Here is a 13,888-nt window from a genome sequence, read left to right as displayed (position 1 = left end):
TTTACTTTTAAGTTTGCTGAGGGTAAAAACAAAAAAGATAGCGTGACTATACGTTGAAGGTTAAAAACTGCATAGCGCGATTATTCTGTCTGTGATAGCCGCCAATTGTTCGCGCCGGAGGGCGATATGAGTCATCCATCAGCACCTTCAAAAAAATCAGGATTCACGCACATATTAGTGATTGATATCGGTGGTACGCATGTCAAATTTGGTTACCTGGAACAGGGCCTGCCTTTATCGTTCTCGCATATCCTCGCGACGCTTTTGTTGCGTACCGGGGATTCCATTGCCTGTCTGGAAAATGAAATAAGAAGGGTGATAAACAAAACAGGGATCATGCCTGAGGTGATGGTCGTCACTGTGCCCGGTTTTCTGGCTAAAGATGGCGATCTTATTCTGCACCTGCCCAATATTCCGGAAATGTCGGGGTTACGTCTACAGACAGAACTTGTGAACCGACTCAACATCCCCGTCATACTGGAGAGAGACGCCATATTGGCGTTATTGGGTGAATATAGTAATGAGCCGACATTACAGGCTCGCCCCGTGTTAGGTATTTTTTTTGGTACGGGTATTGGTGCTGCAATGCTTATTGATGGACAACCTCTGCGGGGCGAGGGATGGGCACTGGAAATAGGCCATATGCCCGTTTTCAACGAGTTATCTCATCGGCGTGCTGACCGTAAGGAATATGTTGAGGATTACGCTTCTGGCCGGGCACTGGCAGCCATCGCCGCAAAATATAAACAGCCTATTGATGACATATTCACTATCAATCATAACGATACAACCCTGGCCACCGCACTTGATGACTTTATCCATTACCAGGCATTAGTGGTAGAAAGCGCCATAGCGATATTATCCCCGGCAGTTGTGATACTGGGTGGGGGCGTTGTAGCAATGAAAAATTATCCTAAACAACGCCTGGAATCATTGCTCAGCAGTGATAATCCTTTCGCCCGGGTAAATATTTCACCAGAACTACGGTGGGCGAGACACGGCTGGCAAAGCGTACTGTATGGCGCGGTGAAATTATCAGAAACCCTTCTTGACTGAACAGACCAGTGAATAGGGTCACCATAATAATCACGAAATAACTGGAGGCACTGTGCTTAAAAATATTAATCCGTTACTCGGGCCGGAATTACTCGCGGTGTTGTGCTCGATGGGGCATGGCGAAGATATTGCCATTGTTGACAGAAATTATGCGGCCACAACCGCCGGGCCTAAAGTTATTCGTTATGAAGGAGTCAACGCGCCCGCACTCGTGGACGCTATCCTGACGGTATTGCCTGTGGATAAAAAACCAGAGGCGGTGGTCAGAATGCAAAAAACAGATCAACCCGATGAAATCCTTCCTGTGATGAAAGATTTTATTAATGTATTTGCAAATCATGTTCCCGATATCAAGGTTGATTCACTCACAACCGCGAATTTCAAATTACGTGCCGCACGCTCCGTTGCTATCGTGGTCACCGGGGAAGAACGCGTCTACGGGAATATCCTGGTTCGCAAGGGTGTTTTATGAAAACAGTGATAGTGAACAGGAGTCGATATGAGTAAAGCCGATATTCATTTACGCTTTTTGGCTGCATGTGCCACGGCAAGGGAAGCGGGCATGCTGATACGGACGCGTTTTCGGGAACGCGATAATGTCCTGAATTTAAAATTCAAAGGCCCGCAGGATTATTTAACTGAAACGGATGGTGAAGTAGAAAAGTTAATTGCAAGTCGACTTGCGGACGCATTCCCTGATGATGATTTTTTAGGTGAAGAATACGGGGGGGAAGTGGGCGACAATCTTTGGGTGGTTGATCCCATTGATGGCACCGCCGATTTTGCCAGAGGGGTGCCGTATTTTTGTGTCTCAATTGCTTTTGTCCAACGGGGAAATACTGAGATCGGGATCGTCTATGACCCGATGTTGGATGAGCTTTTCACCGCTACACGTGCAGGCGGGGCCACGCTTAATGGACGGCCCATTAAGGTAAGCGCTATTTCTAACATCGAAGAGTCTGTCATTGAGTTGGGGTGGTCGGCGCGGGTGCCTTTTGACGGTTATGCGAAAGTCCATGCCAGATTAAATGCGTTGGGTGCCAGCGTAAAACGTTGCGGTTCAGGTGCGCTTGGGCTGGTCTACGTCGCCATGGGAAGGCAGGATGCTTACTGTGAATTACATATCAATGCATGGGATGCGGCGGCGGCAGTCTTGATCGTGCAGGAAGCTGGCGGCTGGACTAACCATTTTCTTACCCCGGAATGCTTGCAGCGCGGTAATGAAGTCATCGCCTGTACACCACAGCTACAAAACATCATCGAAAAAAGTATGTTGTTAGGTCATTAACGTAAAACAGGCGGAATCCCTGTGTGAGGGCTTTATCTTATGTCAGAAATAACTGACCACGCTTTTTCTTTGCAGGGCAGAACTGCTCTGGTGACCGGGGCGACTCGGGGGATTGGCAGAGCATGTGCTATCGCGCTCGGAAAAGCAGGCGCATCGGTTGCCCTGGGGTGCAGGAACCTGGCCGAGGGCAAGGTGCTCGCCGCAGAGATGCAGCAACAGGGTATCAATGCATTTGCCGTTAAGATGGATATGTTGTCATTGACCGCTATCAATCAGGCGATTAACCAGGTTGCGACGTTATCAGACGGAAAAATAGACATACTGGTCAATAATGCCGGGCTAAGCCATCCCGCCGCCGCACTGGACGTTACCGCTGAAGATTTTGATGAAATGTTTTTCCTGAATGTTAAGGGCGCTTTTTTTGCCGCTCAGGCGGTTGCCCGTGGCATGAAAACCCAGGGCGGGGGAACTATCATCAATATTGCTTCCCAGGCGGGTGTGGTTGCGTTGCCTGGTGAACCCGTCTATTGCATGACGAAAGCCGCCATGATCCACATGACCAAATGTCTGGCCGCTGAATGGGCGCAATACCATATCCGGGTGAATGCTGTTGCCCCAACCTTCACACGCACAGACAGCACTCAACACTGGCTCAACGACCCGGCAGTATTAGCCTCTTTGATCGGACGCATTCCTCTTGGGCGAGTTGCTGAGACTGACGATATTGCGGCTCCGGTCGTATTTCTTGCCTCCGGCGCCTCGGCCATGATAACTGGCGCAACGTTGGCTATTGATGGCGGATGGACCATTGTTTAGGGATGATAAAAAGCGAGCAAAAGGATTGATCTGTTTACAGGTTTCTTAGTGACGGTACGTTGGGGAAGGAGTTTTGCAGTTACTGCGTTGGGGCTGGGAGATTTTGCTTTCAAATTGACCTTCTTAATATTTAAAAAGGCATAAAAACAAGAATTTGGCTCCTCTGACTGGACTCGAACCAGTGACATACGGATTAACAGTCCGCCGTTCTACCGACTGAACTACAGAGGAATCGTGTGAACGGGGCGCATACTACTGGCCCCGTACTTTGGTGTCAACACTAAAATTAACGTGCTGATTCAACTGGCTAACTAAAATGCAGATTGCTGTTTTAGTGAACCTGATTAGCGCTCTCACCGTAGCCGCCAGGCTGCGCGCGCAGGCGGTTTTGCGGGTCCTGCTTATAGAAATGGCAGAAGCGTTGCCACAGCGCAGGAAAGCGCGGGGCGAAGAGTTCCGGGGCGCTAAAGAAGTATTCCGAAAGCACGGCGAAACACTCGGCGGGATCGGTTGCTGCATAGGCATCTATGCTGGCCGCGCTTTCGCCTACCAGGTCTATCTCATCCTGAATATTGTCCATTGCGGCGCGCAAATCATGTTCCCAGCCCGCCACTTCGCGCAGCGGGATCAGCGGAATACCGCTGGCGCGATCGCCATTTCGCGTATCCAGTTTGTGCGCCACTTCGTGAATAATCAGATTGAAACCGGACGCGTCAAACGAATCCTGAATATCCAGCCAGTTGAGAATAATCGGCCCTTGCTGCCAGCTTTGGCCAGACTGCACCATGCGCTGGTTATGCACCAGACCAATATCATCTTCCCATTCATCATCGACAACAAACGGGGCAGGGTAGATCAGCACTTCATGAAAGCCATCCAGCCATTCGAGGCCAAGCTCCAGCACCGGCAGGCAAAACAGCAGGCTGATGCGCGCGCTTTTCAGCGCGTCTAAATCGAACCCCTGTAACGGCACTAATCGTTTTTGCTGCAAAAAGCGCTCCGCCAGATGAACCAATCTGATTTGTTCATCTGACGATAAATTCGCTAATACCGGGGCGTTTAATGCTTCTTCCCAGGGGAGTTCTGCGTCATCCGCAGATTCCTTTGTTTTCCAGGGCCACTTAATCATCGTTTTGCTCGCAAACTCGCCACTTGAACCAAATTAACGGGACAGGGTCTGTTAAAGTGCCAAATTACCTGGCATCATGGCAACCATCTGAACGGAGAGATGCCGGAGCGGCTGAACGGACCGGTCTCGAAAACCGGAGTAGGGGCAACTCTACCGGGGGTTCAAATCCCCCTCTCTCCGCCATTATTCAAACAGTTACGCGTTTCGCTTTCCACGACCCTTGTCACAGTTACTTCCCCGCTCGTGCGTTTGCACATTTTATAACCTTCTTTTAACAACTTCACCAGCATACAATTCATCCGTGCCGCAAAAGGGCTGATATATCTTTTAAACATATTCACAGACGATATGATGTGTCAGTAATCTTATTGATGTGAAAAATAATTTCATCCTTTTCACTCGCTGCCCATATAAGGAAAAACATTATGGAAGATAGTGCGGCTCGAAGTGCAGGAGGGAAACTGGCGCTGTGGGTTTTCTGGATATACTGCCTCTATTTTTGCTGGACGGTGCTGAACGATCTCTGGCTGGCAAGCCAGGCTAAGGTGCCTTCCGGGTTCGGTAACGGAGCCGTAAATTCCGTCGGCAGTTGGCTGAACACTATTTCTGGCATTGTTGCACTGAGTGCCGTAGGTGCGATACTGGGCGCTATCGCCTGGTATACGCGTCCGCGCGATGCGGATACCTGACGCACCCGGTTTACTTGTCATAAGGCAGAAAAGAATGAATTTACCCGGCTGGCAACAGCGCTTCGATGTATGGATGACCCAACACTTTAATCAGGCTGATGCCGCCCACGATGTTTCCCACTTTCGCCGGGTATGGAAAACGGCGCAAACGCTGATGCAAGACCAGCAGGTTGATGCGCTGGTGGTGCTGACCGCCTGTTATTTCCATGACATTGTCAGCTTTGCGAAAAACCACCCGCAGCGGCATCAATCTTCACAACGGGCGGCAGAAAAAACCGCTGAAATCCTCACCTGCGATTTTCCCGACTTCCCCGAATCCTCATTAAATGCTGTGCGTCACGCTATTGAAGCGCATAGCTTCAGCGCGGCCATTGCGCCGCAAACGCTGGAGGCGAAAATCGTGCAGGATGCCGATCGGCTGGAATCCCTCGGTGCGATTGGCCTGGCGCGGGTATTTGCCGTCTCCGGCTCAATGGGCGCTGCGCTGTTTGATGGTGACGATCCCTTTGCGGCGCAGCGCGAACTGGACGATAAGCGTTTCGCCCTTGATCATTTCCGCTGCAAGTTGCTAAAACTACCCGCGTCCATGCAAACCGCCAAAGGGCGTGAGCTGGCACAGCATAATGCGGATTTTCTGGTGCACTACATGGCGAAACTGAGTGCCGAGTTGCAGGGCGAACATCAACATCTTGATGATGAGGTGCTGCGCCGCTTCAGCCCGCACCTGTTCTGACGGAGAAACAAGATGGCGGATGTACACAATAAAGAGACGCGCAGCAAAAATATGCGTGCCATCGCCACGCGCGATACCGCCATCGAGAAACGGCTTGCCGGATGCCTTGAATCACTGGGGCTCGACTTTCGCGTACAGGACGCCACCTTACCGGGGCGTCCTGATTTTATTATTGATGCCTACCGCTGCGTTATTTTTACCCACGGCTGCTTCTGGCACCGTCACAACTGTTATCTCTTTAAAGTCCCGGCCACACGCACCGACTTCTGGTTGGAAAAAATCGGCAAAAACGTTGCGCGGGACGCGCGCGACTGCACCCTGTTGCTTGAACAGGGCTGGCGGGTGCTGATTGTCTGGGAATGTGCGCTGCGTGGAAAGCTGAAGCTAAGCGATAACGCGCTCGGTGAAAGGCTGGAAGAGTGGATCTGCGAGGGGCAACAAACCGCGCAGATCGACACCCAGGGCATTCATGCTCTGTCGATTACTTCTCCGCCTCGCACGGCGTAACCGTCGGGCGCGCCGGGAAGAGGTATTTACCCAGCGTCACCAGCACCACCGCCATAATAATCACGCCCAGCGCCAGCCACTCTATTGGCGAGAGATGTTCGCCGCCAAAACCGGTGCCGAGCAGCACGGCGACCACCGGGTTGACGTAGGCGTAGCTGGTTGCCACGGCGGGCGTCACGTTGCGGATTAAATACATATAAGCATTGATGGCGATAATCGAGCCGAACAGCGCCAGGTAACCCACCGCAAAGAAGCCAGAAAGCGGCGGTACGGCGGTCAGGTGCTCGCCGCTTATCGCGGACGCCGCAAGTAGCACAACCCCCGCAGCCAGCATCTCAATTGCGCCCGCCATCATGCCCGCAGGCAGTTCAATGCGAGAACCATACACCGAGCCAAACGCCCAGCTTAGTGAACCCACCAGAATCAGTCCCGCGCCCCATGGGTTTCCACTCAAATTGCCGCCGCTATTGAGCAATACAATGCCCGCCAGACCAATGGCGATGCCCAGCCACTCAATTTTTCGCGTTGCGATGCCGAAGAAACGGCTAAAGCAAAGGGTAAACAGGGGAACGGTCGCCACGACCACGGCGGCAATGCCGGAAGGGACATTTTGATGCTCAGCGACGGTGACAAAACCGTTGCCGACGGCCAGCAGCAGCACACCAATCAGCGCCGCATTTAGCAGCGGTCGCAGCGGCGGCAGTTTATGCCCGGTGAGCAGTAACACCGCCGTCAGTACAACTCCGGCGCAGAAAAAGCGCGTGCCGGCCAGCATAAACGGCGGCCAGCTTTCAACGCCAATACGAATAACAAAGTACGTGGAACCCCAAATGATATAGAGCGCAAACAGCGCACCAATAAGCGGTAAAACTTGCCTGAAACGCATAACCCACCACGGCAAAAGATACGAGGCTTATAGTTAACGCTAAAACTATCCGCCTTGCGAGGGGATAATCGTGTGGAAACTGTTAAATTTTTGTTGACTCTTTTTTGCAGATGCTACGAGATGGTTTTCGCCTGCTATCTTTTACCGCATACTCTTCGGCTTTCGACCATCGCTGGGCGGGCTTGCGCAGCATAATCAATAAGGACGACATTTTGGCAGGAAGTAGTTTATTAACCTTACTCGATGATATTGCCACCTTGCTGGATGACATTTCGGTGATGGGCAAAGTCGCCGCGAAAAAGACCGCGGGCGTACTGGGTGACGATCTCTCGCTCAATGCGCAGCAAGTGACCGGCGTGCGCGCCAACCGTGAATTACCGGTAGTCTGGGGCGTGGCGCGCGGCTCGTTACTGAATAAAGTCATACTGGTTCCCCTCGCGCTACTGATAAGCGCCTTTATTCCGTGGGCGATCACCCCCTTGCTGATGCTCGGCGGCGCGTTTTTGTGTTTTGAAGGGGTGGAAAAAGTGCTTCATACCTTTGAAGCACGCAAGCACAAAGAGAGCCCCGAAGCGCGCCAGAAGCGGTTAGAAGCGCTGGCGGCGCAGGATCCTAAGCAGTTTGAAAAAGACAAAATCAAAGGCGCAATACGCACAGACTTCATTCTGTCGGCGGAGATTGTCGCCATTACGCTCGGCATCGTTGCCGACGCGCCGCTGCTCAACCAGGTGCTGATCCTCTCCGGCATTGCGCTGCTGGTGACCATCGGCGTTTATGGCCTGGTGGGCATTATCGTCAAGCTTGACGATATGGGTTACTGGCTGGTGGAGAAGAACGGCGCGCTGGCGCAGGGGCTGGGAAAAGGGCTGTTAATTATTGCCCCGTGGCTAATGAAGATCCTCTCGGTCGTCGGGACGCTGGCGATGTTTCTGGTGGGCGGCGGGATTGTGGTCCACGGCATTGCGCCGTTACATCACGCCATTGAACATTTTGCCGGCACGCAAAATGCGCTGCTGCAAGCGTTAACGCCGATGGTGGCTAACTTGCTGATCGGCTTTATTATCGGCGCGATTGTGGTGGCCATCGTGAAAGGGATTGCGCGTTTACGCGGCAAGGAAGCATAAAATCTCCCGTTCGCATTACGCAAAGTAAACAAACTTCGTCTAAGGTGAAAAAGTTTCACCCTGCTACAGGAGGCAGTAATGGTCTTTGTGGTCAGCGATGAAGTTCAGGCTAAAAATGGTGGTCCGCGCATGATTGTCACTGGTTACGCCAGCGGTATGGTGGAGTGTCGGTGGTATGACGGCTATGGGGTCAAACGGGAAGCCTTTCGTGAAGATGAACTGATGCCTGGCGACGGGCGGATAATTCACGAACAAGCATAACCATCGAAACGCCCGGCTTTGCTGGGCGTTTTTCTTGCAAACAACCGCCGCACGGATTCAGGCGCGTGACCAAAACAGCAAACCATAACTTATCAGGGAGCCACTGTGCGGCAGTCCAGTGTCGTAAACGTGTCCGGGCCTCATCACCACGGCAAGCGCTATTTCAATCCGACATGGGTGGTGAACCTCTGTTTTGTCATCGTTATGGTCACCTCGACGGTGCTCACCTGGCGTGAAGTGATTGTGCTGGAGGGTGCCTATGCCACCAGTCAGCGCAGTGCGCTGGAAAATGTCAGCAACGCGCTGGATATGCAAATGCAGGTCGGCATCGGCAGGCTGCTCTTTTTCCGCCATACGATGGAGGCCGCGCTGCAAACGCCGCTGGGTTTGAACATCCTGAAGAAACGGAGCGAAGAGTTTGAACAAAAGCGTGCGCTGCCGCAGTGGCAAATCGGCGTGGATAACGCCAGAACGCTGCCTGTTTACGGCGTCTCTGACTATTTCGTCACGCAAACCAGGTTGCTCAACCGCGATAATGACGACCTGCACAATGAACTGACCGCCGCCATTGAACTGGGTTACCTGTTCCGTCTCTCTTCCCACGCCCTGATGCTGCCGCGCCGCGCCTGGTACGTCTCGCGTGCCGGTTTTTTCATTACCACCGACACCGTCAGCAACGAACAGGCGATTGTCCCGACGTACTATCACTTACTGATGCGCCCGTGGTTTAGCGGGCAACAACTTCAGGAAAATCGTGCCCGTGGTGTGCGCTGGTTTGCCGATTCGGCCCCGGAAAGCGCGAGCGGGAGCAACGTCACGGCCAGCGTGCCGCTTGATTATCACGGCTACTGGTTTGGCGTGCTGGTGATGAGCTTCCCGGTCGATGCCATCAATCTGTTATTGACCAGCGCCCGGCAGGGCGCGCACGGGCAGGAGCGGGGCGAATATCAACTCTACGATATCAACTTCAGGCTGCTCACCAGCACGTTACCGACCGATGCGGTGGAAGGCACGTTTACGTCTAAAGAGCGCGCCTTGCTCGACGCGCAAATGGCACAGGATACCCTCGGCGGGCTGCGGCTTGGCTCGCGTTATGTCAGTTGGCAAAAGCTGAAACATTTTGGCGGCACGTTGCTGCGCATCCATACCCTGCGCGAAGGCATAACCGGGGATTTTGGCCGTATCAGCATTGTGATGGCGGTACTGTGGCTGCTGTTTATGGCGATGCTGGTCGTCGCCTGGGGCGTTATCCGCCGGATGGTCAAAAACATGTACAGCATGCAAAGCACTCTGCAATGGCAGGCGTGGTACGACCCGCTTACACGCCTGTGCAACCGTGGCGCACTGTTTGAACGAGCGAAAGCGCTGTCGCAACTCGCGCGGGCACAAAAACTGCCCTTTGCGGTTATTCAGGTCGATCTGGATCATTTCAAAAGCGTCAATGACCGCTTCGGCCACCAGGCCGGCGATCGGGTGTTATCGCATACTGCCGGGCTTATCTCTGGCACTCTCGGCGAGCAGGATGTGGCCGGACGCGTCGGTGGGGAGGAGTTTTGTATTTTGTTACCGGGCAGCACGCTGGAACAGGCAACCCAGATTGCCGAACACATTCGCCAGCGCATCGGTGGCAAAGAGATTTTGATCCACAAGCATACGACGATGCGTATCAGCGCCTCATTCGGCGTCAGCGATGCCTTTGGAGAGAACAATTACGATTTTGAACATCTGCAATCGGTCGCTGACCGCCGTTTATACCGGGCGAAAAACAACGGGCGCAATCAGGTTTGCGCCGCCGATGAAACCCCGAACAGATGATCCAACCCTTCGCGCCAGCCCGCCGCGCCTTCCAGCTCGGTATGGTACACCCGCTCAGGCTTATCCTGACGTAGCTGAACGCCTTCGCGGTTAAGGCCTCGCACCACAATCGCGTAATCCACGCTATCCAGCAGGGGAGCATCGTTCGGACCGTCGCCCAGTCCCACCGTCAAGGCGCGTTTGCCCTGATAATGGCGATATTGCCGGGTCAGCCAGTTTACCGCCTGATCTTTTCCGCCGCGCTCATCCAGCACATGCCAGAACCGCGCGCCCTGTACAAACCGCAGGCCTAATCGGGAGAGCGCTTCATCAAAGGCCGCCATCTGCGCATCGTTATCGCGCCAAATCAGCGTTTCCGACGCTTCCTGCAACTTAGCAAGGCTCGCTTGCACCAGCGGCAGGCCGGTCACTTCCGCCAGCACATGTTCGTCGAGTTCATCAAACGTGGTGAATTTCCAGTCGTACTTTTTACGTAACTGGGTAAGAACCTGGGTGATTTCGCTATGAGGCGCACCGGTCATAATGCGCGGATAGTGCTCGTTGTCCTGCCACTCTTCGGCAAGCTGGATCACCGCGCCGTTTTCCGCGATAAACGGCAACCCCTGCAACTGCAAGATTTTTTGCAGCGCAAGCATCTCGGCAGCCGTTTTGCTGCTGCATAAAATGACCGGGATCTGCCGCTCGCGCAGACGGGTAAGCCAGCCAGCAGCGGCCTGCCATTCACCCGTGTGGCTATCCAGCAAGGTGCCATCGACATCGGTAAAAATCAGTAACGGGTCGTCCAGGCTCGGCATATTCGGCTCCTTTACATCCAGAAGGGAAAACAATGCAGGTTAACTGTATTCATATGAATACTATATGCATGCTAAATATTTGTATTATGGATATATCTTGTCATTGCAATACATAGTCGATAGAGTGGTTCTTACATCAGATTCCCTGATGTACGAATTTTAAGTGCTTCTTGCGTAAGCAAGTTTCATCCCGGCCTTTTTCAGGCCGGGATGCCTCTTTAGCGATTCGCCTCGGTGATGCTAAAGTCATGCACATCCAGCTCAAAGGCTTCCGCCAGTTCCCGCCAGGTATGATACTCACGCCCATCAACACTTACGCGCTGACCTTCGTCATCATCAATACGGTGAACTTCGCTTTCGCTGATTTCGTTAATGGCCGCCAGCAGGGCATCAACGTCTACCTGCACGTCGCGCTTGGCCGTTTCGCTATACTCTCTCGCCGTTTTCATGCTCTCACCTCGTTCACTGTCCTGAAAACAAGTATAGACGGTAGAAAAAAACGGCAGGCAGAGTGCGGGGCGCTGCCAGCGGCGGCGTTTTGTTCTAAACTGGCGTAAATGCGACAGGAGGAGTGAATATGAAGGTTAACGATCGGGTTACGGTCAAAACGGACGGAGGTCCACGCCGTCCGGGAGTGGTATTGGCTGTTGAGGCATTCAATGAAGGTACGATGTACCTGGTTTCACTTGAAGATTACCCGCTCGGTATCTGGTTCTTTAATGAAAAAGGCCACCCGGATGGGGTATTTGTCGAATTAGATGGTTAATTTTCGCCCTCCGTAAAGGAGGGTGAATAAATAACATAAGCTTTAACGCATATTAACAAATATACCGCTGGTAACATTATCTGTTAGCCGTACTACATGATAGATCACTTGTTTATTATGCGTTTTAATTTTCCTTTTAATATTTCCCTTATGTGATGATACCGTTTTCGCTTTAATATTCATCTGATCGGAGATTTGAATTGTATCCTGCCCCGACATCCACATTTTCAACATGCTGGACTCGGTGCGACTTAGTGAAAGTGTGGGTAAATTAATGGTTCCCACGCTTTTCCTCTCTTTATTCAGGTAATCTCCCAGAATATTATCCAGTGACTCCGGCTTGATTGACTTTGAACTGATGAGCAGGTTCTTACGGACTAACAGGTATTCATCAAAATGAATATTCGCAATGGCCATAAACACAATAAACAGCGTACGGGGATGCTGATTAATGACTTGCTTTATGTGCTGACTGCTGCTTGGGTCATGGATAAAGCAGTCCTCATTAATAAACACCACAGATGGCTGAAGCGTGGTGCAAGCTGTTTCGAGTTGATCAACAGTTAACACATCATTGATTTCTCGTTTTTTTATCCCCCGGCTTGTCAGATACCCTGTTAATCCCAACCGGGTATAACTGCATAAATCCATAATAATCGTTGACATGGCATACCCTCACTCAATGCGTAACGATAATTCACCACCCGCCAGAAGCTTCAGAAGCCATACAGGAAACAACTTATATTACTGAAGTGCAGGATGAAGACTTCAGGCGAATCCACTATCCCGTAAAGTTAGGTATAATTTGCCAGGAATCATCTTAAAGTAAAGTAAATGTTGCGTTCTGTGAGAACGCTAAAAACAAATAAACCGCGTCAGATATATCCTGGTCTATGTTTTTCTAATTTAACTTTAGGATTATCCTCAGGGAAGCCAGTATGAAAATCAGGGATTACTATTTTGCGGCAGCTCGCTGACAATTTCAGCTAACAGATTGAATATTTCACTGAATACCCGTTCACAGAATGGCGCAATCAACGGCATCATTGCTGCCATGAGCAACATTCCGACGCTTAACGTAACGGGAAAACCGATCACAAACACCGATAATTGCGGCGCCATGCGGTTTAATAAACCGAGCGAAAGGTTAATGGTCAGCAGCAACGTGATAACCGGCAGCGCCAACATTAACCCATTGAGGAAAATCATCCCCGCTGCCCGCGTTAATGCCAGGTATGCATTGCTGTTGACCGGATTACCGCCAATCGGCAAGGTGTGGAAGGTGTCTACCAGCATTGAGATCAACCACAAATGGCCGTTGAGCGTCAGGAATAACAGCATCGCCAACATATCCAGCAGGCGTGCCAACACCGGCATATTTAAATGGCTGGTCGGGTCAACAAAGGTGGCGAAAGAGAGGCCCATTTGCAGGCCGATTACCTCGCCCGCCATGCGAATCGTGGCAAAGGCAAACTGCATGGTAAAACCGAGCGCAATGCCGATCAGGATCTGCTGAAACGCCAACCATAGCGCAGCCGGAGAGAAGATTTCGACATCCGGCGTGGCCGGCAGCGTCGGGGCAATCACGATAGTGATAATAATCCCCAGCCCAATTTTCACCCGGCGGGGAATACGCGATTCGCTCAGGATAGGCGCAGTCATGATCAACGCCATCACGCGCAGCAGCGGCCAGAAATACATACTGATCCAGTGTACCCACTGGTCGCTGGTGACGTTCAACATAAGCCGGATTACCCGATGATGTAAGGAATGTTGTTGAACAACGTACGCATGTAATCAAGCAGCAAATTCAGCATCCACGGCCCGGCAATCACGATCGTGGCAAACACGGCGATAATTTTCGGAATAAAAGAGAGCGTCATTTCGTTGATCTGCGTAGCCGCCTGCAAAATGCTGATCACAAGGCCGGTAATCAGCGCCATCAGCAGCAGCGGGGCGGCAAGGGCAAGGGCAACTCTCATCGCCTCGGTGCCCATCATCATGACCGATTCGGGTGTCATGCC

Annotated in this window: 18 protein-coding genes and 2 tRNA genes; 12 read left to right on the top strand and 8 right to left on the bottom strand. The window is 52.0% G+C overall.

All coding sequences use genetic code 11. The features are described 5' to 3' along the window. The first annotated feature begins 126 nt into the window (after positions 1-126). From Q5705_03065 to Q5705_03050, 4 genes are read left to right on the top strand one after another with little or no spacing between them, the layout of a single operon-like run. Positions 127-1,056 (top strand): ROK family protein, encoded by a 930-nt coding sequence (locus Q5705_03065; protein WLI77560.1) that lies wholly within the window; start codon positions 127-129, stop codon positions 1,054-1,056. 52 nt (positions 1,057-1,108) lie between these two features. Next, positions 1,109-1,528, top strand: a complete 420-nt coding sequence (locus Q5705_03060; GenBank protein WLI77559.1) for an RbsD/FucU domain-containing protein — start codon at positions 1,109-1,111, stop codon at positions 1,526-1,528. Positions 1,529-1,555: 27 nt separating this feature from the next. Next, on the top strand, positions 1,556-2,344 hold the full coding sequence (locus tag Q5705_03055) for an inositol monophosphatase family protein (GenBank protein ID WLI77558.1): 789 nt from the start codon (positions 1,556-1,558) through the stop codon (positions 2,342-2,344). A gap of 39 nt (positions 2,345-2,383) precedes the next feature. Beyond that, positions 2,384-3,160 (top strand): SDR family oxidoreductase, encoded by a 777-nt coding sequence (locus Q5705_03050; GenBank protein ID WLI77557.1) that lies wholly within the window; start codon positions 2,384-2,386, stop codon positions 3,158-3,160. Positions 3,161-3,315: 155 nt separating this feature from the next. Here the strand turns inward: Q5705_03050 and Q5705_03045 are convergent. Beyond that, positions 3,316-3,391 (bottom strand) — tRNA-Asn (locus tag Q5705_03045). A 100-nt stretch (positions 3,392-3,491) separates the two neighbouring features. Continuing rightward, positions 3,492-4,289 (bottom strand): DgsA anti-repressor MtfA, encoded by a 798-nt coding sequence (gene mtfA, locus Q5705_03040; GenBank protein ID WLI77556.1) that lies wholly within the window; start codon positions 4,287-4,289, stop codon positions 3,492-3,494. 93 nt (positions 4,290-4,382) lie between these two features. Between mtfA and Q5705_03035 the strand changes: the two genes are divergently transcribed. The 4 genes from Q5705_03035 to Q5705_03020 all read left to right on the top strand — a co-directional run bounded on the left by Q5705_03035 (position 4,383) and on the right by Q5705_03020 (position 6,218). Beyond that, positions 4,383-4,472: transfer RNA gene (locus tag Q5705_03035), tRNA-Ser, on the top strand. Positions 4,473-4,714: 242 nt separating this feature from the next. After that, on the top strand, positions 4,715-4,978 hold the full coding sequence (drpB, locus tag Q5705_03030) for a cell division protein DrpB (protein ID WLI77555.1): 264 nt from the start codon (positions 4,715-4,717) through the stop codon (positions 4,976-4,978). A 34-nt stretch (positions 4,979-5,012) separates the two neighbouring features. Next, entirely contained in the window at positions 5,013-5,711 is a 699-nt protein-coding gene (locus Q5705_03025; protein ID WLI77554.1) for a phosphohydrolase, read from the top strand. A 12-nt stretch (positions 5,712-5,723) separates the two neighbouring features. Beyond that, on the top strand, positions 5,724-6,218 hold the full coding sequence (locus tag Q5705_03020; GenBank protein WLI77553.1) for a very short patch repair endonuclease: 495 nt from the start codon (positions 5,724-5,726) through the stop codon (positions 6,216-6,218). Here the strand turns inward: Q5705_03020 and yedA are convergent. Continuing rightward, complete coding sequence (gene yedA / locus Q5705_03015; protein ID WLI77552.1) at positions 6,193-7,104, bottom strand: drug/metabolite exporter YedA; 912 nt, start codon at positions 7,102-7,104, stop codon at positions 6,193-6,195. The genes Q5705_03020 and yedA overlap by 26 nt on opposite strands. Positions 7,105-7,316: 212 nt before the next feature. Here yedA and Q5705_03010 point away from each other — a divergent pair, with 212 nt between their 5' ends. The 3 genes from Q5705_03010 to dgcQ all read left to right on the top strand — a co-directional run bounded on the left by Q5705_03010 (position 7,317) and on the right by dgcQ (position 10,304). After that, positions 7,317-8,228 (top strand): DUF808 domain-containing protein, encoded by a 912-nt coding sequence (locus Q5705_03010; GenBank protein ID WLI77551.1) that lies wholly within the window; start codon positions 7,317-7,319, stop codon positions 8,226-8,228. A 78-nt stretch (positions 8,229-8,306) separates the two neighbouring features. Then, on the top strand, positions 8,307-8,489 hold the full coding sequence (locus Q5705_03005; GenBank protein ID WLI77550.1) for a DUF2158 domain-containing protein: 183 nt from the start codon (positions 8,307-8,309) through the stop codon (positions 8,487-8,489). 105 nt (positions 8,490-8,594) lie between these two features. Then, positions 8,595-10,304, top strand: coding sequence for a cellulose biosynthesis regulator diguanylate cyclase DgcQ (gene dgcQ, locus Q5705_03000; protein WLI77549.1), 1,710 nt, complete (start codon positions 8,595-8,597; stop codon positions 10,302-10,304). Here the strand turns inward: dgcQ and Q5705_02995 are convergent. Next, entirely contained in the window at positions 10,268-11,098 is an 831-nt protein-coding gene (locus Q5705_02995; protein ID WLI77548.1) for a mannosyl-3-phosphoglycerate phosphatase-related protein, read from the bottom strand. The genes dgcQ and Q5705_02995 overlap by 37 nt on opposite strands. A 218-nt stretch (positions 11,099-11,316) precedes the next feature. Next, a complete protein-coding gene (gene yodD / locus Q5705_02990; GenBank protein WLI77547.1) occupies positions 11,317-11,547 on the bottom strand; it encodes a YodD family peroxide/acid resistance protein in 231 nt (76 codons plus the stop codon). A 128-nt stretch (positions 11,548-11,675) separates the two neighbouring features. Here yodD and dsrB point away from each other — a divergent pair, with 128 nt between their 5' ends. Further along, the gene (gene dsrB, locus Q5705_02985) at positions 11,676-11,864 is read left to right on the top strand and encodes a protein DsrB (protein WLI77546.1); all 189 of its coding nucleotides are present in this window, start codon (positions 11,676-11,678) and stop codon (positions 11,862-11,864) included. Positions 11,865-11,906: 42 nt separating this feature from the next. On the opposite strand, the gene rcsA is transcribed toward dsrB, so the two are convergent. The 3 genes from rcsA to fliQ form a co-directional block, all read right to left on the bottom strand. Then, positions 11,907-12,530 carry a transcriptional regulator RcsA gene (rcsA, locus tag Q5705_02980; GenBank protein WLI77545.1) on the bottom strand — a complete coding sequence of 208 codons (624 nt, stop codon included), beginning with the start codon at positions 12,528-12,530 and terminating at the stop codon, positions 11,907-11,909. A 279-nt stretch (positions 12,531-12,809) separates the two neighbouring features. Further along, positions 12,810-13,607 carry a flagellar biosynthetic protein FliR gene (gene fliR / locus Q5705_02975; protein ID WLI77544.1) on the bottom strand — a complete coding sequence of 266 codons (798 nt, stop codon included), beginning with the start codon at positions 13,605-13,607 and terminating at the stop codon, positions 12,810-12,812. 8 nt (positions 13,608-13,615) lie between these two features. After that, positions 13,616-13,885, bottom strand: a complete 270-nt coding sequence (gene fliQ, locus Q5705_02970; GenBank protein WLI77543.1) for a flagellar biosynthesis protein FliQ — start codon at positions 13,883-13,885, stop codon at positions 13,616-13,618. Positions 13,886-13,888: the final 3 nt, after the last annotated feature.

The organism is Kosakonia sp. H02 (assembly GCA_030704225.1).
Lineage (GTDB): Bacteria > Pseudomonadota > Gammaproteobacteria > Enterobacterales > Enterobacteriaceae > Kosakonia.
This window is presented reverse-complemented; position numbering and strand designations above follow the sequence as displayed.